Source organism: Staphylococcus sp. HMSC077D08 (genome assembly GCF_001837945.1).
In the GTDB taxonomy this organism is placed as follows: Bacteria; Bacillota; Bacilli; order Staphylococcales; family Staphylococcaceae; genus Staphylococcus; species Staphylococcus epidermidis.
Genome location: NZ_KV834762.1, coordinates 401,258 through 421,238 on the forward strand (window position 1 = coordinate 401,258; position 19,981 = coordinate 421,238).

At 32.1% G+C, this 19,981-nt stretch carries 16 protein-coding genes and 2 pseudogenes; 2 read left to right on the forward strand and 16 right to left on the reverse strand.

What is annotated here, in order from left to right; translation table 11 throughout:
• Positions 1–3: 3 nt before the first annotated feature.
• From xerC to ylqF, 10 genes and pseudogenes are all read right to left on the reverse strand, one after another.
• A complete protein-coding gene (xerC, locus tag HMPREF2663_RS06400) occupies positions 4–864 on the reverse strand; it encodes a tyrosine recombinase XerC (protein ID WP_371091753.1) in 861 nt (286 codons plus the stop codon).
• A gap of 253 nt (positions 865–1,117) precedes the next feature.
• Positions 1,118–2,425, reverse strand: coding sequence for an FADH(2)-oxidizing methylenetetrahydrofolate--tRNA-(uracil(54)-C(5))-methyltransferase TrmFO (gene trmFO / locus HMPREF2663_RS06405; RefSeq protein WP_002473845.1), 1,308 nt, complete (start codon positions 2,423–2,425; stop codon positions 1,118–1,120).
• Between the two features lie 24 nt (positions 2,426–2,449).
• Positions 2,450–4,519: a type I DNA topoisomerase gene (topA, locus tag HMPREF2663_RS06410; RefSeq protein ID WP_002446285.1), complete on the reverse strand. Its 2,070-nt coding sequence runs from the start codon at positions 4,517–4,519 to the stop codon at positions 2,450–2,452.
• Between the two features lie 179 nt (positions 4,520–4,698).
• Positions 4,699–5,574 (reverse strand): DNA-processing protein DprA, encoded by an 876-nt coding sequence (dprA, locus tag HMPREF2663_RS06415; RefSeq protein ID WP_002489942.1) that lies wholly within the window; start codon positions 5,572–5,574, stop codon positions 4,699–4,701.
• Between the two features lie 324 nt (positions 5,575–5,898).
• Positions 5,899–5,999 (reverse strand): annotated as a pseudogene (locus tag HMPREF2663_RS13200) (IS200/IS605 family transposase); the annotation flags it as partial.
• Between the two features lie 57 nt (positions 6,000–6,056).
• Positions 6,057–6,168: pseudogene (locus HMPREF2663_RS13205) on the reverse strand (IS200/IS605 family transposase); the annotation flags it as partial.
• 195 nt (positions 6,169–6,363) lie between these two features.
• Positions 6,364–7,272, reverse strand: a complete 909-nt coding sequence (sucD, locus tag HMPREF2663_RS06420; RefSeq protein WP_002446283.1) for a succinate--CoA ligase subunit alpha — start codon at positions 7,270–7,272, stop codon at positions 6,364–6,366.
• A 21-nt stretch (positions 7,273–7,293) separates the two neighbouring features.
• Positions 7,294–8,460, reverse strand: a complete 1,167-nt coding sequence (sucC, locus tag HMPREF2663_RS06425) for an ADP-forming succinate--CoA ligase subunit beta (RefSeq protein ID WP_002439496.1) — start codon at positions 8,458–8,460, stop codon at positions 7,294–7,296.
• Positions 8,461–8,567: 107 nt separating this feature from the next.
• Positions 8,568–9,338, reverse strand: a complete 771-nt coding sequence (locus HMPREF2663_RS06430; protein ID WP_002489955.1) for a ribonuclease HII — start codon at positions 9,336–9,338, stop codon at positions 8,568–8,570.
• 4 nt (positions 9,339–9,342) lie between these two features.
• Positions 9,343–10,206 carry a ribosome biogenesis GTPase YlqF gene (ylqF, locus tag HMPREF2663_RS06435; protein ID WP_002489931.1) on the reverse strand — a complete coding sequence of 288 codons (864 nt, stop codon included), beginning with the start codon at positions 10,204–10,206 and terminating at the stop codon, positions 9,343–9,345.
• A gap of 327 nt (positions 10,207–10,533) precedes the next feature.
• Between ylqF and HMPREF2663_RS06440 the strand changes: the two genes are divergently transcribed.
• Both HMPREF2663_RS06440 and HMPREF2663_RS06445 read left to right on the forward strand, forming a co-directional pair.
• The gene (locus HMPREF2663_RS06440) at positions 10,534–13,134 is read left to right on the forward strand and encodes a YfhO family protein (RefSeq protein WP_070846057.1); all 2,601 of its coding nucleotides are present in this window, start codon (positions 10,534–10,536) and stop codon (positions 13,132–13,134) included.
• On the forward strand, positions 13,127–15,730 hold the full coding sequence (locus HMPREF2663_RS06445; RefSeq protein WP_002496450.1) for a YfhO family protein: 2,604 nt from the start codon (positions 13,127–13,129) through the stop codon (positions 15,728–15,730). The genes HMPREF2663_RS06440 and HMPREF2663_RS06445 overlap by 8 nt, the downstream gene beginning before the upstream one ends.
• A 176-nt stretch (positions 15,731–15,906) precedes the next feature.
• Here HMPREF2663_RS06445 and rplS read toward each other — a convergent pair whose 3' ends face one another.
• The 6 genes from rplS to HMPREF2663_RS06475 form a co-directional block, all read right to left on the reverse strand.
• Positions 15,907–16,257 (reverse strand): 50S ribosomal protein L19, encoded by a 351-nt coding sequence (rplS, locus tag HMPREF2663_RS06450; RefSeq protein ID WP_002436293.1) that lies wholly within the window; start codon positions 16,255–16,257, stop codon positions 15,907–15,909.
• 105 nt (positions 16,258–16,362) lie between these two features.
• Positions 16,363–17,100 carry a tRNA (guanosine(37)-N1)-methyltransferase TrmD gene (trmD, locus tag HMPREF2663_RS06455; RefSeq protein ID WP_002446277.1) on the reverse strand — a complete coding sequence of 246 codons (738 nt, stop codon included), beginning with the start codon at positions 17,098–17,100 and terminating at the stop codon, positions 16,363–16,365.
• Complete coding sequence (rimM, locus tag HMPREF2663_RS06460) at positions 17,100–17,603, reverse strand: ribosome maturation factor RimM (protein WP_002446276.1); 504 nt, start codon at positions 17,601–17,603, stop codon at positions 17,100–17,102. Before rimM ends, trmD begins: the two co-directional genes overlap by 1 nt.
• Before the next feature lie 126 nt (positions 17,604–17,729).
• The gene (rpsP, locus tag HMPREF2663_RS06465; RefSeq protein ID WP_002439483.1) at positions 17,730–18,005 is read right to left on the reverse strand and encodes a 30S ribosomal protein S16; all 276 of its coding nucleotides are present in this window, start codon (positions 18,003–18,005) and stop codon (positions 17,730–17,732) included.
• 244 nt (positions 18,006–18,249) lie between these two features.
• The gene (gene ffh / locus HMPREF2663_RS06470; protein ID WP_002446275.1) at positions 18,250–19,617 is read right to left on the reverse strand and encodes a signal recognition particle protein; all 1,368 of its coding nucleotides are present in this window, start codon (positions 19,615–19,617) and stop codon (positions 18,250–18,252) included.
• A 30-nt stretch (positions 19,618–19,647) separates the two neighbouring features.
• Positions 19,648–19,980 carry a putative DNA-binding protein gene (locus tag HMPREF2663_RS06475; protein WP_002457379.1) on the reverse strand — a complete coding sequence of 111 codons (333 nt, stop codon included), beginning with the start codon at positions 19,978–19,980 and terminating at the stop codon, positions 19,648–19,650.
• Between the last annotated feature and the right edge of the window lies 1 nt (position 19,981).

The following is a 19,981-nucleotide window of genomic DNA, read 5'->3' on the forward strand; positions in this document are numbered from 1 at the left end:
AAATTACTCTCCTTTTTTTGCTCGAGGATGTGCGTTTAAATACACCTTTCTCAATTGTTGATTCGAAACATGTGTATAACGTCCAGTGGTCGATAAATTGACGTGACCAAGTAAAGACTGTACAGTCCTTAAATCAGCACCTTGATTTAATAAATGTGTAGCAAAAGTATGTCTTAATTTATGAGGATGTATGTCATTGACCCCAGCGGTTCTTTTAACGACATCATTAAGTACATACCTTACTCCTCTTTCGGTGATAGGATCACCTTTCATATTTACAATTAAATAATCATGATTAGCTAATTGTTTAGGTTGAAATTCTTCTAAGTATCTTTCTATACTCTGTCTACAGAACTCTCCAAAAGGTATAAACCTTTCCTTATTTCCTTTACCTAAGACTTTTACACCAGGTAAGTTCATATCTATATCTTTTAATTTAATATTTATTAATTCAGACACACGTATTCCTGTTGCATATAACAATTCAATAATAACTTTGTCCCGTATGCCCTTTTTATTATCATGCTCTACAGTTTGAAAAAGTGCTTCCATTTCTTCTTCATAAAAGAATTGAGGTAAATACTTCTCTTTTTTAGGATGCACTAGTTGAACAAAGGGATTAATAATTGAATTATTTTGAGTCATCCAAAATTCATAGAAGGTACGTAACGTTGATATCTTTCTTGATACCGTAGTTCTTTTTAGTTGATTAGAATATAAAAAAGCCAAATAGTTTCTAGCATCTTTATATTCAAAAGTCTCAAGTTGTAAATGTTCTCTTTCTAAAAAGTTGTTAAATTGAACTAAGTCATCATGATAAGATTTTAACGTATACGCTGAAAAGTTTCTTTCAACCTTTAACATGTATAAAAATGTTTCTTGGATTTTATCCAAAATCAATCCCCTCCATCATATTGCATTGTAGCATATGTGTAAAAACGCATACAGTAATTTGATAATCAATTCAAAATCTTTAGAGAATTAATTCCATACTTTATATAAATTAGTCATAATTTTCTCTAACTCACTTGTTTTACTTAATTTACGTTAGTTTTAAACAATATTCATCACAAAAAAACCAGGTAGTTATCAACTACCTAGTTAACCTATTTGTAAATTACAGCGTTTGTTTGTAATTATCTAAATACTCTAACGCTCTTTTGGCTTGTGTTTCATATCTTTCTTTTTTATCTTTAATACGTTTTTCAAGAGATGGTAAAAGACCAAAATTGGCATTCATAGGTTGAAAGTTCTTCTCATTTTTTGCATGCGATATGTAGTAAGCCATACTACCTATCATTGTCTCCCTAGGGAAAATAACTTCCCCTTTACCTAAAATTTTATGCGCAAGATTAATACCTGCAACTAATCCACTAGCAGCACTTTCAACATAACCTTCAACGCCAGTCATTTGTCCAGCAAAATATAAATTATCATGTCCTTTTAATTCATATTTTTCGTTTAAAACATCAGGTGAATTAATAAAGGTATTTCGGTGCATCACACCATATCTTACAATATCAACATTTTCTAATCCTGGTATTAAACGAATGACTTCTTTTTGCGCACCCCATTTTAAATGTGTTTGAAAGCCAACAATATTATATAATGTTCCAGCTGCATCATCTTGTCTTAATTGAACAACTGCATAAGGGCGTTTCCCAGTCTTAGGATCTTCAAGTCCAACAGGTTTCATCGGACCAAATAACAAAGTTTTTCGTCCTCTTTCAGCCATGACTTCAAAAGGCATACAACCTTCAAAATATTTTTCTTTTTCAAATTCATTGACTGGTGCAACTTCAGCTTCTAATACTGCATCATAAAAACGATTAAATTCTTCTTCAGTCATAGGGCAATTAAGATACGCTGCTTCACCTTTGTCATAACGTGATTTTAAATATACTTTATCCATATTAATTGAATCTTTTTCTATTATTGGTGCGGCAGCATCGTAAAAATACAATTGATCTTTACCAGTAATATCAACAATTTCTTGAGCTAAATGCTCAGTAGTTAGAGGACCAGTTGCAATAATCGTATAACCTTCTGGTATATGATTAACTTCTTCATTTAACACAGTGATGTTTGGGTGGTTTCTTAAGGTATCTGTAATATAGCCAGCAAAATCATGTCTGTCCACTGCTAAAGCACCACCAGCTGGCACACGTGCTTTATCTGCTGATGTGATAATTAACGAGTCTAAATGTCTCATTTCCTCTTTAAGTACACCGACAGCATTTGTAAGTGCATTACCTCTCAATGAATTTGAACAAACCAATTCAGCAAATTTATCTGTATGGTGCGCTGGAGTCTGTTTAACTGGACGCATCTCAATTAAATTCACTTTAATTCCACGTTGAGCTAATTGATATGCAGCTTCAGAGCCAGCTAAACCAGCTCCTACAACATTTACTTTTTGAGTCATTTTGCCCCTCCTAAAATTACTCATCTATTTTTGAACTTCTTCTTCATAATCACAGTTGGAGCACACAACTTGACTACTTTTACCTTTTTTCTTATTCACAAGGTAATGATGACACTTAGGACAATCTCTTCCAACAGGCTTATCCCAAGAAATAAAATCACATTCCGGATATCTAGAACAACCATAGAAAATTCTATTTTTCTTTGATTTACGTTCTACGACATCTCCTTCATTACATTTTGGACACGTGACACCAATCGTTTTGACAATTGCTTTTGTGTTACGACAGTCTGGAAAGTTTGAACATGCCATAAACTTACCATATCTTCCCATTTTAATTACCATTGGAGAACCACAGACTTCACAATCTTCACCTGCTGGCTCGTCTTTAATCTCAATCTTTTCCATTTCAGATTCGGCGCGCTCAACATCTTGTTTAAAACTGTTGTAGAAATCTCCTATTACTTTACGCCAATTCATGTCACCTTCAGCAATTTTATCAAGTAATGTTTCCATGTTTACAGTGAATTCTACATCAATAATTTCTGGGAAGTATTCTTTAACTTGCTCATAAACAATTTCTCCTAATTCAGTTGGAATGAAGCGTTTACTTTCTAACTTGACGTAGTTCCGCTTTTGAATCGTATCAATAGTAGGAGCATATGTTGAAGGTCTTCCAATTTTAAGTTCCTCGAGTGTTTTAACTAAACGTGCCTCGGTATAACGAGGAGGAGGTTGTGTAAAGTGTTGTGCCGGTTCAATCTTTGTCGCAGTCACCTTATCTCCTTTATCAAGTTGAGGAAGCTTATTTTCTTTATCATTCTCTTTATCATCTTTTGCCTCTACATATAGTGTCATAAAACCTTTAAATTTAATAGTTTGACCATTAGCTCTAAATTTAATGTCGTTTTGAGTTACATCTAAAGCTACCGTATCCAAAATAGCTGGAGCCATCTGACTTGCTACAAATCTCTCCCAAATTAATTTGTATAGACGGTGTTGATCTCTAGTAAGAAAAGCTTTCATATCATCAGGCGTTCGCATTGTACTAGTAGGTCTAATAGCTTCGTGAGCATCTTGATCACCTTGTTTACCCGATGATTTACGCTGAGACACGTACTGTTCACCATATTTATCAGTAATATATTGCTGCGCTTCTGATTTTGCAGAAGTTGAGATACGAGTAGAATCAGTACGCATATACGTGATTAAACCTACTGTACCTTGACGCTTTAAGTCAATACCTTCATATAATTGTTGCGCTAGCATCATTGTCTTACGTGCTTTAAAATTTAATTTACGTGCAGCTTCTTGTTGTAAGGTTGATGTAGTAAATGGATGAGCAGGATAACGCGTTTTTTCTTTACGATTCACATTGGTGATTTCAAATTGATCACCATTTAATGCTTCAGTAATCTTTTGAACATCGTCTTTGTTATTTAGCTTATAAGGTTTATTTTTATAGTGTAGAAATTTAGCTGTAAACTTAGATTTCTTGTATCTAAATTCACCTTCAATAGACCAATACTCTTCAGGTTTAAAATTACGAATTTCATTTTCACGGTCAATGACTAAACGTAAAGCAACTGACTGAACTCTTCCAGCAGACAGCCCTTTTTTAACTTTCTTCCATAATACTGGAGAAATATTATAACCAACGAGTCTATCTAATATACGACGTGCTTGTTGCGCGTCAACTAAATCCATTTCAATACCACGAGGATGCTTAAAACTATCTTTAACAGCATCTTTTGTAATTTCATTAAATACTACTCTATTTTCTTTGCTATCTTCTAATTCTAAAATTTTTGATAAATGCCAAGCAATCGCTTCACCTTCACGGTCAGGGTCACTAGCTAAAAATATCTTTTTGGCTTTTTTCGCATGTTTTTTTAAATCTTTAACTACAGGACCTTTGCCACGAATTGTAATATATTTTGGTTCATAGTTATCTTCAGTGTCGACACCCATTTGACTTCTTGGTAAGTCACGAACATGTCCCATTGAAGCAATAACTTTATATCTTTTGCCTAAATATTTTTCAATGGTTTTAGCTTTTGCAGGCGATTCAACAATGACTAAATTATCTGCCAAAGTTTATTCCCCCTTGCAAATTTAATTACTAAAGATAAATGATAAACGGTTATTTTTGTATTTGTCAACGTTTTAATTTTTAATTTCCAATTTTGTAAGAATTGTTATTATTTTTGATTCATTAAACTTTAACTAAATTAAAGGATATAAATAATTAATTCAGAAAATAAATCTATCATTTACATAAATAGATAATCAATTAAGATACTACTTTCATCTATAACAACTTGAGCACCTTCATTTATCCTTCGTAAATTGCCTTTAGTCATTTTGTTGAACATTGAACCAGGTAGAACATAAACATTTCTATTTTGCTCTAAAGCACAATCAATAGTAATTTGACTACCACTTCTTTCTTCAGCCTCAGTTATAAGAACCCCTCTAGACAGACCACTTATAAGTCTGTTTCTTTCAGGAAATTTATACTTATTTATGGGAGAAAATGGTGGATATTCACTTATCACTAACCCATTTCTTTCAACTTTAGTTCTTAAATTTAAGGTTGCTTTAGGATAATGATAACAATGTCCAAATCCAAGTACGCCAATAGTTGGTAAAAAGTATTTAAGTGCGGTTTGATGTGCTACACTATCTGCGCCACGCGCTAATCCAGAAACAATCGCCATATTTAATTGTCTAAATGATGGAAAAAGATAGTTTAAAGATTGACTTGTATATTGTGAGGCATTACGTGAGCCAATAACAGCTAAAGAGTGAGAATGATTAAAGAACTGTGGATTTCCTTTGTAGAATATCACATAAGGATAATCATACATTTCTCTGCAAAGAGAAGGGTAGTTATCATCGAAGTATGTCGTAAAACTAACATTTGCTTTTTTCATTTCTTTAATAATGTCCATCAGCTTTAATTTTTTGAAACGTTCATATTTGTTCCATAGTCTTTCAGAATTACGCTCTGTAAGCCACCTTTTTATCATGTCATGTTGATGAAATACGTTTTCTGATAGAAAGCCGGGATATTTACGTGTAAGATGATGAAGTTGTGCTGTAGTGAAATTTGCCCAATATAGTTTTAACATCGTATGTTGTATCAATTATCATTACTCCTTTGTTTATATTATACCTTCAAATCCAAATTTTTTAGTTTACTGTTTAAAGACATTTAATTTTTAAATATCATGTATTTGTAAGGAGTAATTTAATGATAAGGGTTTAACGTGTCATAGTATAATGTAAAATTGTCGAATTTCATGTTTCTACTATTATATATATCAATGTATCAAAAAAGATAACTAATTTTTAAAATAAAACCATACTGATACTTAATCCGTTATTTTGATTTTTATTTAAATCAACCTACCTGGTTCCTCACCAAATTCTCTGCACTAGAATTTTCTGTTCCCATATTTATATTTTCAATTGAAATATCTATCAAAAATTAAACTATTCTTCTATTTAAGTATTCAACAAATGATGATACACCTATATGGGATGGAATACTTACCAACATATGTATATATCTTTGCTTCAATTATTTTACAATTTTCCACTCACATCATTGACACAAGGAGTTTCCTATCCCTTATTTCTTTTCCATATATCACTAGCCTACTATATCTGGGCTCAAAAACAATGTGCTACTTACAATTTCATTATGTATGTGCTAAACTGTTTGTGTCGGATGACATTAAAAAGCATCTCTTCGTGTTGAATATTTTGGTTGGCTGACCGATGTATATTCTAGCATGTAGAGATGCTTTTTTTAGATAAAGGTAAAACTTTTGTGAATCATACGCATAATGTATGGTGTTCTTTATACAAAAAACAACGAACCTGAACAAGGTTTAATGTTCAAGGTTCGTTGAAATCAATACTAATATATATTATTTTTTAATAGTTAATAACTCTTCATAAATGCCTGCTTTTTTAGCTGCATCAATAAGGGTTGTTCCTATTTCAGAAGGTGTATCTGCAGTTTCAACACCACAATCGTTTAATGTTTTAATCTTTTCAGATGCTGTACCCTTACCTCCTGAAATAATAGCTCCAGCATGACCCATACGTTTACCTGGAGGCGCTGTCTGACCGCCGATAAAACCTACTACAGGTTTGTTCATATTTTCTTTAATCCATTGTGCCGCTTCTTCTTCTGCAGTACCACCAATTTCTCCAATCATTACTACGGCTTTAGTTTCAGAATCTTCATTGAATGCCTTTAAAACATCAATAAAGTTAGTCCCATTTACTGGATCACCGCCGATACCTACAGCAGTTGTTTGACCGATACCTTCTTCAGTTAATTGATGCACTGCCTCATACGTTAATGTACCAGAACGAGACACGACACCGACATGACCTTTTTTATGGATATATCCCGGCATAATACCAATTTTACACTCATCGGCAGTTATCACACCAGGACAGTTTGGTCCGACTAAACGTGTTTTACGACCTTGTAAATATCTTTTTACTTTAACCATATCAACAACAGGTATATGTTCAGTAATACAAATAACCATGTCTAAATCGGCATCAGCTGCTTCAATAATTGAATCAGCAGCGAATGGTGCTGGTACGTATACAACAGATACATTAGCTCCTGTTTCATTTTTAGCTTCTTCAACAGTGTTATATACTGGAACACCTTCTACAACTTGTCCACCTTTACCAGGCGTTACCCCTGCGACAATTTGTGTCCCATAATCAAGCATTTGTTTTGTATGGAAAAGGGCAGTAGACCCTGTGATACCTTGTACCATTACTTTCGTATTTTTATCAATAAATACACTCATCTTAGTGCTCCCATCCTTTCCTTATGCTTCTTTAACAAGTTTAACAATTTTTTGAGCACCTTCAGCCATAGTTGCCGCTGGCTCAATAGCTAAACCTGATTCGTTTAATATTGCTTTACCACGTTCTACATTAGTTCCTTCTAAACGAACAACTAATGGTAATGTTAGTTCAACTTCTTTAACCGCTGCTACAATACCTTCGGCAATAACATCACATTTCATAATTCCACCAAAAATATTTACAAAGATACCTTTAACATTGTCATCACCTAAAATAATTTTAAATGCTTCAGTTACCTTTTCTTTTGTAGCACCGCCACCTACATCTAAGAAGTTGGCTGGATTTCCACCAAAATGATTAATTGTATCCATTGTTGCCATGGCTAAACCTGCGCCATTAACCATACAACCAATATCTCCATCTAAAGCGATGTATGATAAATCATATTTAGAAGCTTCTATTTCCTTAGGATCTTCTTCTTCTAAATCTCGTAATTCTAAAATATCTTTATGTCTAAATAATGCATTATCATCAAAATTTAATTTAGCATCTAAAGCCAATACTTGACCGTCTCCAGTTGTAACAAGTGGGTTAATTTCAACAATAGAACAATCTTTTTCGATAAAGACATTATATAGTGCGAGTAAAAATTTAGTTGCTTTTCCAACTGATTCTTTTGGAATGTTAATATTAAAAGCGATACGTCGCGCTTGGTAAGGTGATAATCCTACTACTGGATCAATTGTTTCTTTGAAAATCTTTTCAGGTGTTTGAGCTGCAACCTCTTCAATTTCAGTTCCACCTTCTTCTGATGCCATCAAAGTCACTTTATCAGTAGCACGATCAATAACAAAACCAACATAATATTCTTTTTGGATATCGCATCCTTCTTCAATATATAAACGTTTAACCTCTTTGCCCTCTGGCCCAGTTTGATGTGTGACCAATTGTTTACCTAGCAGTTCATTTGCGTATGTTTCGACTTCAGATAATGATTTAGCAATTTTCACGCCGCCTGCTTTACCTCTACCCCCAGCGTGAATTTGCGCTTTAACCACATATACGTCTGAATTTAATTCTTTCGCTTTTTCCACTGCTTCTTCAGCAGTAAATGCTACTCGTCCCTCTGGAACTGCAACGCCCATTGAACGAAATATTTCTTTCCCTTGATACTCGTGGATATTCATCTTCCATCCTCCTGTTTCTTAGGTTAAGTTGCCCTTTAATTATAAAAAATGTAAGCGCTATTGTAAACTGATTGACAGTATTTATTGCAATTTAAGCAAAATTCAAATTATTTCATCATTGATTTAATCGGTTCAAATGATTGACGATGTTCATTGATAAAGCCCACTCGATCAATAGCCTCTAAATGTTGCTTAGTTCCATAGCCAGCATTTTTATCAAAACCATAGTCTGGAAACTGTTTAGATAGTTGTCTCATATATTGATCACGATATTCTTTAGCCATGATACTTGCTGCTGCGATAGATACACTTTTAGCATCACCTTTAATAATTGAAGTTTGTGGGATATCAATATCTAGTGTCATTGCGTCTATTAATAAATGCGTAGGTGTAACATCTAAGTGATTTATAGCACGTAGCATTGCTAATTGAGTTGCCCGATAAATGTTCAATTCATCTATTTCAACTGAGGACGCTATGCCATATGCATATTGATAGACATTTTCTTTTAAATTTTGATTAAGTCGTGCTCTATTTTTGGGAGATACTTTTTTAGAGTCATCTAAACCAATATAATGATGATTCTTCTCTAAGATGACTGCACAAGCCACAACTGGTCCAGCCAAGGGCCCACGCCCTACCTCATCAATTCCACAAATTAATGCATCCCTATTAGATGACATAATATTGTTTTCGTATTGATTCATGGATAAATAGTGCTCTTCTAATGCTTGTTGCTTAAGAATATTTTTTTCCCTAGACTTAATCGCATTTATAACACCTTTACGTGAATCATTATTTGCTTCATGTTTATGTAACTCTTCCAACGTTTCAATTTGAGATAGTTTTTCTTTAATTTCTTTAATTGTTAGAGACATACTATCATTCACTCTTCATTTCTTTTAAAATATCAAAACAATAAGTTCCAATTTTGGCATTTCTCATATCATTGATAATCAACTCAATGACAGATTCATAATCTACTTCATTTCCTTTTTGTAACAATCCTCTTCTTCTTCCAATCGCATCAAGCCAATCGAGTATCTCAGCGTCTTCATGTGTATCAATATTATAATGTTTCTTTAAAGCGGAAACATCATGCTTAATCATAAAATTCAAACCATAAATAGCTACCTCATCTAAATGCACAATACTATCCTTAATTGCACCAGTTAAACTTAATTTTTTACCGACCTCTTCATCTTCGAATTTAGGCCATAAAATACCTGGTGTATCAAGTAATTGAAGAGACTTCCCAACTTTAATCCATTGTTGCTGTTTTGTTACTCCTGGTTTATTTCCAGTTTCGGCGATACTACGTTTTGCTAACTTATTTATTAGTGTTGATTTTCCAACATTAGGAATGCCTAGAATCATAGCTCTTATCGCTCTAGGTTTTAAACCTTTAGCTTTTTCACGATCAAATTTTTCTTGAGTTGCTTTTATAGCTTCAACTTCAACATTTTTAAGATTCTTGCCATGTTTTGCATCTACAGCCACCGGATAAAAACCTTCATCTTTAAAATAAGTTTCCCACTTTTCTAATTCTTTTAAATTCGTCATATCTTTTTTATTTAAAATTACTACTCGAGGTTTTTGTTTAATGACATCATCAATCATAGGGTTTCTCGAACTGTATGGAATACGTGCATCGACGAGTTCAAAAACTACATCTACCTTTTTCAGTTGTTCACTAACTTGTCTTTTGGCTTTAGCCATATGACCTGGATACCATTGTATCGCCATGAGTCATCATCCTATTCTTATTATTTTCTTAAACTTTTATCTATAACTTCATAATTATACTTTATAATAGCTAACCCAACCACTTTAAGTTTAACATGTGCATCATTTGGGATAAAAACCATTCTTCAATTCATAACAAATCTACGATGACCATTTGTAAACTTATTCAAAACTATTAAAATCAATTAACTTTATTAAATTACATTAAATTTAATGTAAATAGATTTAAATAATGCCACTAATACTTTCATTCATTGCCACAATAACCTACAATTTGACTAAACTATAAAATTTTCAGCTCAATATGATGCGTTTTAGGAGAAATAAATGAGAAGAAAAGCATGTTTCATTATATTATTAATTACATTATCATTAATTGGTCATAGTTATATTATTTTTCGTTTCCATCATGATGGTATTCTTTCAACTGGCCCAAATGATGGTATGGAACAGATGATTCCTATTCAAATGTATCTTTATCATCAATGGACTCAAGGAAACTTATTTTATTCAACACATTTGGGTCTTGGTGGAGATTTTTTCACTGACTTAAGTTATTATTTTTCAACAAATTTAATATTTATTTTAAATGTCCCTATCATCAAATTATGTGAAATATTCTTTTCATTGAACACTAATCAAATTCTTCTTTGGATGTACAATGCGCTAATTGTTTCAATTATTAAGGCAACTATTGCTCTGTTTTGCACTTATTTATTTAGTTATTATATTTCTAAAAATAAAATAATCAGTTTATTGATTTCATTTATTTTTGTTATGTCACCTTTGTACTTTAGATTTACAATTTACTGGCCATTCTTTAGTGATACTTTCATTTGGTTACCACTCTTATTATTAGGGATTGAACGTTTATTAAGGGATTTTAAAGTAGGTTTATTTATACTAACTGTAAGTCTAATTCTAATTAATAACTTTTATTTTGCATATTATTTCCTCATTATTGGTATAGGTTATACCTTGATTAGAATTATTTACAGACATCCTAAAGATAGTTTAACTCGTTGGCAAGCTTCTCTTACAATTATATGTAGTGCGCTACTCGCTTTAGGAAATAGTATGTTTGTGTTCTTTCATGGTGTTCAAAGTTTTCTTAATAATCGTCGACAATCATTTACAGGACAAGTAAATTGGATTGAACATTTAAGTAAAGACACTAATATATTTTTCGATAATTACTTGATTGTTGTGTTATTTTTATCTATTCAAGCTCTTTTGACAATCAAATTATACAAACATTTTTATTATAAATTATTTGCATTGTTATTATTGGCAACAATTATTTTTGCATTTCTCCCATTTGTTGACCAACTATTTAATGGGTTTTCAGCACCTCAAAAACGATGGCATTTTATCTTAGCCTTTAATAGTTCAATTTTAATTGGGTTATTTGTAAAGTATTTTAAAACAATTCGTCCAAAGACCTATATTTATACTAATCTGATAGCTCAAAGTGTCATCTACATAAGTTCAATTAGCTACCATACTTTTTTACCTTGGATCTCTTTAGTTCCAGTTGTGTCAGTGATTGGGCTATTAATTTTATTAATAAAAGAGAAAAAAGTACGTTTTTATCTTACTTACATTTATAGTATTTCGATCGCTGCTCTCAGCCTTATGATTACTTTCGTATTCATAAAAAATCAAATTTTCTTTCAAGATCATATTAATCGTGCGAACAAGCGATACATTAATTCAAGTTTATATAGCTCGGCTATGCAAAGATCTTTAGTAAAAGAAATGAATCAAACTAAGAATGACGATCAACGAATAAATTGGCGTGTCGATGAACAAGATAATACCCCTATGTATCAAAATTTTAAAGGACTTAGTATTTACTCTAGTATATTTCATCACAATATTCTCGATTTCTATTACGATGCGTTAAAAATTAATTTAGCTGAAGAATCTGTCAGTCGATACCAGTCTACGAATGCTCGCCAAAATATCGAGAGTCTGTTTTCAGTAAAATATTTAATGATGAAAGACTATCAAAATTTTATTCCATCTTATTTTAAAAAAGTTAAGTCACGCGGACAATATATTGTTTATAAAAATCAACTTCTACTACCAAGTGTAAAAGTAACACAAAACATTTATAATCGTAAAAGTTTAAAAAAGCCTATAGATAGGGAGCATGCAATGATTAATGGTGCTATTGTGACATCCAAAGGTGAATCATACCACTCAAAAGTTAAAAATTTATTAGACCAAACACGTGTGTCAACACAAAATATAACACGATATTCAAACAATGAACTAACCGTTAATAAAGAGAGCGGAATAATCAAATTACATTTACCTAAAAATATAAGAGACAAATACAAAGATTTTTATCTCACTATGAATATTGAACGAGGTGAACCTGACAGTAATTACACAGTGAGCATCAATCAATATCATAATCATCGTCTATACAACGATTCTATATATCGCACGGGAATAAGCAAGGTGCTTTATCGATGTTCACCAGACAAAAATGGTGACATTACGATTCAATTATCACCAAATGGTAAGTTCAATTTGGAACTGTTAGAATTAAACGGTGAAAATTATGATACGCTAAAACAAGCACACCATCATGCTAACTTTAATATGTGTTATAAAGATATAAAAAACGGGGTAAAAGTTAACTTAGATTATCATTCTAAGGGACTTGCAGTTATTAATATTCCGTATCGTAAAGGTATGCGTGCATACGTGGATGACCGACAAGTCAATATCAAAAAGGTAAATTATATGATGACAGGTGTCCCAGTTAACAAAAATGATAAAACAATTGTGATTCAATATCGACCACCTTTTCTAAAAACGATGTTTTCTATCTCAATATTTAGTATAGTGTTGAGTATTGTATTCATTAGATTAAAGAATATAAGGAAAAGAAAGATGAGGACTCGCCATGATTAAAAATATATGGAATAAACCTATGAAACGTTTTACACTAATCGTTTTACTTAGTTGCATATTGTCATTTATTCTATATGGCCCTTTTCTCTATCAATTTATAACTAAAGGTATTGTATTTAGTGGTAGTGGAGATGGCTTCAGACAAATGATGCCTTTTCAAATGTATCTTTATGAACACTTTACATCATTAAAAGGGTTTTATGATGCTTCATTTGGGTTGGGAGGCGACTATGTAAAATCACTGGCATATTATTATTCACTCTCTCCATTGATGTGGATTAACTTCTCCATGATATGGATATTGGAACAAACTATCAATGTGAATCCTCATGACATCAGCTTTTGGCCAATAAACCAATTAATCATGGCATATGTGCGCACTGTAATCACATTTATTTTTTCATTTTATTTATTTAATTATTTGCGACTTAAACCTGCACCAATGTTTATAGCAACTATATTATATGGTATGTCTACTGTTGTTACATATTATAATTTTACTTGGTCATTTTACGGAAATCTTTTAATTATGTTACCTATGTCAATTTGGGCTATAGAAAGATTCTTTAAAGAACGTAAAATAGGATGGTTTATTTTCGCGATTGCTTATACGTTATTCTCAAACTTTTATTTTAGTTACTATGAAGCAATTGTCATTGGTTTCTATTTTATTTATCGAGTCGCTATTCCTCATGAGACAGATATCGTGAATCGTTGGCAGAAATTTTACATACTCGTATGTGCCACTTTGTTAAGTGTATTAGTAAGTATTTACGGACTATATACTGGTGTATCTTCTTTTTTAGATAATGACCGAGCGCAAAATCCTAATTTCAAAATTACTTTTTTCACAAATTTATTTGAAACCAATTATAATATTTTTGCTAATGGCTTTTACATTACAATTTCTTTTATTGCTATCATTGCATTATTTTGTTTTAAATTATATCAACACTATTATTATAAATTGTTCGCAATTGCAACTTGGATCTTACTCATCGGTTCTTTTTTTCAATGGTTTGATAGTGCATTTAACGGCTTTTCATTGCCCCAAAGACGTTGGGTTTACTTCTTAGCATTATCAACAAGTGTATTAATTGCATTGTTTATACAACATTTAAGTGAAATATCAATTAAAGAATATACCTTTGTTGCTATACCAGTATTCATATACGGTTTCGTATTTATCACACTGTCTGAAAGATCAGTAAAGTGGATGTTTGTTGCATTGATTTTAATCATAGTGTTGTTTATATTTATTAAATATAAATCGTTGTTAACCCGTACTTCAATGATGGTATTACTCGTTGTCTTATTTTTAGCTCAACAAGTCTTAATGACTAATGATTCTAGAAAAATTACTATCGAACCTTATCAAACGACTATCAAAACAATTAATGATTCAAGCTATAGAAGTCCTGTCCTAAATAAAAAAATTAAGTATATGCATCAAAGCTCTACAAATCCATTGAAAAGATTAGATTATTTTTCATACTATGCATTAAACTCACCTATGATATATCACTACAACGGAACATCATTGTATTCTAGTATTTTCGATGGAGATATATTGAAATACTATGACAAGACGTTACAAATTAATATGCCTGTAGATAAAAATAGTACTTATCGATATTTAAATAATCGTGCAAACTTAATGTCTCTTTGGGATGTTCAAGATCGATTACGACATCCTGATGATTTAAATATGCCTTATGGTTTTAAAAAGAAAGAACTTATAACTGATAAAAAAGATCAATGGATTCATTCTGTTAATACAATAAATTATCCTAGTGCACACGTTACTAATAAAATTTATGATCCAAAAACACTAAAATCTCCCCTTGATAGAGAGCAAGCTATGCTTAAAGGTGTCGTAATGAATCATAAATCCCAAGCCAATACTGATTTTAAACCTAATACTAATTTACTTTCTAATGCAAAACAAAACTTAAATCATGCGAATTGGATTGATAGTAAACATTTAAAAGTTAAACAGAATAATGGTGGCGTCACTCTCAATTTACCACGCAATATAGTTAAAAATTATAAAGATATGTATATTGAAATGGATGTTGAATTACTATCTCCTGACAAAGAACATAAAGTAGGAGTTAATGAATATTCACAAGAAAGAAACCGTTTATCATACAAATATCGTCGTTTTGTTTCGCCAGTGACGATGCGTGCTAAAGCTTCAAATCAACTTAACATCAAGATGTCAAAAGGAGTTTATCGTTTTAAAGTAAAAGGAATTTATGGTGAAAACTATCAAACATTAAAAAAAGCTTCTCAACAGCTCCAGCCAGTTAAAGTAAAAAAAGAAAGAAATGGTTTCACAATTATTAAAAAGAAAAAGGAACACGGTTATCTCGTCTTGCCAATGGTATATGCTAAAGGAATGCATGCAATGGCAAATGGAAAGCCTCTAAAGGTTCAACAAGGAAACGGTATTATGACTACTATTCCTGTAAAAGAGGGACAAACAAAGATAAAATTAAGTTATACCCCTCCTTATTTTTATTTATTAATCACTGTCAGTTGTATTGGAATCATTTTGAGCATTCTTTTCACTCATTACGTAAAAAGAAAATAAATTAATTATTAATGATTTTCATAACTAAATAGTTTTAATAAAATAAAAAAGCTTTCAAACTCTGATAAAACAGAAGTTTGAAAGCTTTTTCATTGTGGCACATCTTAAGCAATATGTTGAAATTGGCAACTATAGTGCTTATAGACTTGCCTTTTATAAATTGTCGAATATACTGATTAGCGAATTTCTTGAATTCTAGCAGCTTTACCACGTAAACTACGTAGGTAATATAATTTAGCACGACGTACTTTACCACGACGTTTAACTTCAATTTTTTCGATTTTAGGCGTGTGTAATGGGAAAGTTCTTTCCACACCTACACCAGAAGAAATTTTACGAACTGTGAAAGTTTCTGAAATTCCTCCACCACGGCGTTTAATTACAACACCTTCGAAAACTTGGATACGTTCGCGAGAACCTTCAACGATTCTTACGTGTACACGTAAAGTGTCTCCTGAACGGAAAGTAGGTAAATCAGTACGTAATTGTGATTTAGTTACTGCTTCGATTAACTTATGATTACTCATTATAAATTCTCTCCTTCAACCTATGTTCTTGCCTAGACAAAAGTATAGCAGCGGATCATAGTGATTATTAGTGTTTTTTCACACTTGAATTATAATAGCATAACGTTAATCATTTTTCAATTTCTTTTTATAGGTTTCTAAAATTTCTCTATCTTTTTCAGTTAATGGATATTGTTCTAATAAATCTGGTCGCTTTTCATAAGTACGAATGAGCTTTTGCTCATGTCTCCACTGATCAATGTGCGCATGATTGCCAGATAATAATACTTCAGGTACGCTCATATTTTTATATTCACGAGGACGTGTATATTGAGGAAATTCTAACAATCCATCTGAAAATGAATCATCTTGATGTGATGCTTGATTACCTAAGACGCCTGGAATAAGCCTCACTATTGCATCCGTCATCGTCATTGCTGGTAACTCTCCACCAGTTAGGACATAATCACCCATTGATATTTCGTCAGTTACAAGATGCTTACGTATGCGCTCATCATATCCTTCATAGTGTCCGCAAATAAAGACAATATGTTTTGCTTCACTTAATTCTTGTGCAATCTCTTGAGTAAAGGGACGGCCTTGTGGACACATAAGTATCACTCGAGTATGTTCATTACGATTTATGTCTTCCATAGCATTAAAAACAGGTTCAGGCTTTAATACCATACCTTGGCCACCACCAAATGGGTAATCATCAACTTGATTATGCTTATTAATAGAATAATCTCGGAAATTGATAGTATTAACATTGATGATTCCCTTATCTTGCGCACGTTTTAGTATTGAGTGGTTTAAAACACCTTCAAACATTTCAGGAAATAGCGTTAAATAATCTATCTTCATTAATCTAACAATCCTTCCATCGGTGTAATTTTAATCGTTTTATTTTCTATATCAATATCCTTCACAACATCTTCAATATAAGGAATGAGATACTCTTTTTCACCTTTCACAATCCAAACGTCATTAGCACCTGTTTCAAAAATATTAATCACCCGGCCAATTGGCGTATCATCATCTTTAAAAACTGTACAACCAATTATATCCGAATAATAATATTCATGCTCTCCTAATTCTATATCTTGGTGATCACGTTCTTGATAAATATAATCACCTTTCAAATGTTCAATATCATTTATGTTGTTGATTCCTTCAAACCTTAACATGTGAAACCCTTTATGTATACGATAAGAATCGACCGTATAAACAATTTCAGTATTATTATGTTTTACAAGTAATTGTTCACCAGGTTGAAATCGTGTTTCAGTAAAATCAGAGTTGGATTTCACCTTTACTTCCCCTTTAATACCATGGGTATTGACTATTTGTCCAACCTCTACTTCCATATATGACCCTCCTTCTAAATAAAGTTTATTAAACTGAATCAAATATATATTAACACGTATGTATGTAACAAATAAATATGATTAAAAAAGGACGCCATATTGGCGTCCCACAAAAACATGAGCTAATTATTTAGCATTCTTTTGTTCATCAAATTTTTTCAAAATACCTTCTCTAGATAAGATATTGTGAACTGTATCAGTTGGTTTAGCACCGTCGTGTAACCATTTTAAAGCTAATTCTTCGTCGATTTTAACTTCTGGTGCATTAACGTGTGCTGGATTGTAAGTACCTAATTGCTCAATGATACGACCATCACGCGGTGAACGTGCATCTGCAACTACGATACGATAGAATGGGTTTCTTTTAGAACCTAAACGAGTTAAACGAATTTTAACTGCCATTTAAATTACTCTCCTTTATGTGTTTATTATTTTATTTTCTACAAGAATAAATAATAACAGTTACACAAATTTTTGTAAAGACTTTTTTCTTTACCAAAAGTAGATTTACGAAGTAAATCGTACTTTTGGTTATGCATGAGCTTTAGATCAAGCGTTTCTGTTAATTTTGTTAACAATCCTTATTAAGGTTCAAAAAAATCAAGCATCGAAGACACTCTCAAGTTTCGATGCTTGATTTCATAAATTAAAACGGTAAGTTCATACCCTTTAACATATTTTGCATTTGGTTTCGTTTAGCTTTTTTACCTTTACCGCCACCAGTAAATTGTTTCATCATTTTCTTCATATCATTAAATTGTTTCATTAGTCGATTAACTTCTTGTAAAGATCGGCCGGATCCTTTTGCAATACGTTTTTTACGCGATACATTTAATGTTTCAGGGTTTGAACGCTCTTTAGGTGTCATAGATTGTATAATCGCTTTAATATGATCAATTTGTTTATCACTCATATTAAGCTTATCTAAACCTTTCATTTTATTCATACCAGGAATCATTTTCATTATATCATCTAAAGGACCTAAATTCTTAACTTGATCTAACTGTTCTAAGAAATCATCTAATGTAAATGATGACTCTCGCATCTTCTTCTCTAGATCTTTAGCCTTTTCTTGATCTACATCTTGTTGCGCTTTTTCAATGAGACTTAAAACATCACCCATACCTAAAATACGCGAAGCCATTCGTTCAGGGTGGAATAATTCTAAACCATCCAATTTCTCACTCATACCTACAAATTTAATAGGTTTTTGGGTAACGGAACGGATTGAAAGTGCTGCACCACCACGTGTATCACCATCTAATTTAGTCAATGTTACACCTGAAACATCTAATTGTTCATCAAATGATTGTGCCACATTCACAGCATCTTGACCTGTCATTGCATCAACAACAAGCATAATTTCATCTGGTTTAGAAATTTCTTTAACTTCTTGAAGCTCATTCATAAGTGTTTCATCAATATGCAAACGACCAGCTGTATCAATGATAACGAAATCTAGATGTTCTTCTTTAGCATGTTTTAAAGCATTTTCAACAATTTGTTGTGGTGATACTTGATCACCTTCACTATACACAGGGATATCAATTTGTTTACCTACTGTTTGTAATTGATCAATAGCAGCTGGACGATAAATATCTCCTGCCACAAGTAAAGGTTTCTTGTTATATTTTTTACGCATTAATAATGCCAACTTACCTGCTGTCGTCGTTTTACCTGCACCTTGTAAGCCTACCATCATAACAACAGTTGGTGGTTTGTTTGCCATCTTAATGGATGTATTTTCTCCACCCATTAAGCTAGTAAGTTCTTCTTGTACGATTTTAATAACCTGTTGGCCAGGTGTTAAAGATTGCATGACATCAGAACCTAGCGCACGTTCTGAAACAGTCTTAACAAATTCCTTAACAACTTTGAAGTTAACATCGGCTTCCAATAACGCTAATCTCACTTCACGCATCATCGTTTTAATGTCTGCTTCTGTTACTTTCCCTTTACCACGCATTTTTTGCATCGTGGCTTGTAAGCGATCGGATAATCCTTCAAATGCCATAACGTTTGCCCTCCTTTATTATAATGATCACTACTCTAATTCTTCTAATTGAGTGATATATTGTTTAAGCAACTCAGGTTGATTAAGTGATTGTTTCATTAAGTTATATAATTCACGACGTTTCTCGAATCTTTGGTATAGTCGTAATTTCGATTCATAATCTTCTACTAAATCGCCAGTTCTTCTTATATTATCATAAACTGCTTGTCTACTCACTTCAAATGTATCAGCAATTTCACTTAAAGAATAATCTTGTAAATAAAATAATTCGAGATAATTTTTCTGTTTATTTGTAAGCAAACTTTGATAAAAATCAAATAGATAATTCATACGCAATGTTTTAACTAAATCATTTTGTCCCATT

Excerpts from the sequence above, each read along its gene's own strand:
- trmD (WP_002446277.1), bottom strand. The coding sequence starts at position 17,100 with ATGAAGATAGATTATTTAACGCTATTTCCTGAAATGTTTGAAGGTGTT.
- HMPREF2663_RS06430 (WP_002489955.1), bottom strand. The coding sequence starts at position 9,338 with ATGTCTCTAACAATTAAAGAAATTAAAGAAAAACTATCTCAAATTGAA.
- xerC (WP_371091753.1), bottom strand. The coding sequence starts at position 864 with ATGTTAAAGGTTGAAAGAAACTTTTCAGCGTATACGTTAAAATCTTAT.
- ffh (WP_002446275.1), bottom strand. The coding sequence starts at position 19,617 with ATGGCATTTGAAGGATTATCCGATCGCTTACAAGCCACGATGCAAAAA.
- trmFO (WP_002473845.1), bottom strand. The coding sequence starts at position 2,425 with ATGACTCAAAAAGTAAATGTTGTAGGAGCTGGTTTAGCTGGCTCTGAA.
- HMPREF2663_RS06440 (WP_070846057.1), top strand. The coding sequence starts at position 10,534 with ATGAGAAGAAAAGCATGTTTCATTATATTATTAATTACATTATCATTA.
- sucC (WP_002439496.1), bottom strand. The coding sequence starts at position 8,460 with ATGAATATCCACGAGTATCAAGGGAAAGAAATATTTCGTTCAATGGGC.
- sucD (WP_002446283.1), bottom strand. The coding sequence starts at position 7,272 with ATGAGTGTATTTATTGATAAAAATACGAAAGTAATGGTACAAGGTATC.
- HMPREF2663_RS06445 (WP_002496450.1), top strand. The coding sequence starts at position 13,127 with ATGATTAAAAATATATGGAATAAACCTATGAAACGTTTTACACTAATC.
- ylqF (WP_002489931.1), bottom strand. The coding sequence starts at position 10,206 with ATGGCGATACAATGGTATCCAGGTCATATGGCTAAAGCCAAAAGACAA.
- rimM (WP_002446276.1), bottom strand. The coding sequence starts at position 17,603 with ATGGAAGTAGAGGTTGGACAAATAGTCAATACCCATGGTATTAAAGGG.
- HMPREF2663_RS06475 (WP_002457379.1), bottom strand. The coding sequence starts at position 19,980 with ATGGGACAAAATGATTTAGTTAAAACATTGCGTATGAATTATCTATTT.
- rplS (WP_002436293.1), bottom strand. The coding sequence starts at position 16,257 with ATGAGTAATCATAAGTTAATCGAAGCAGTAACTAAATCACAATTACGT.
- rpsP (WP_002439483.1), bottom strand. The coding sequence starts at position 18,005 with ATGGCAGTTAAAATTCGTTTAACTCGTTTAGGTTCTAAAAGAAACCCA.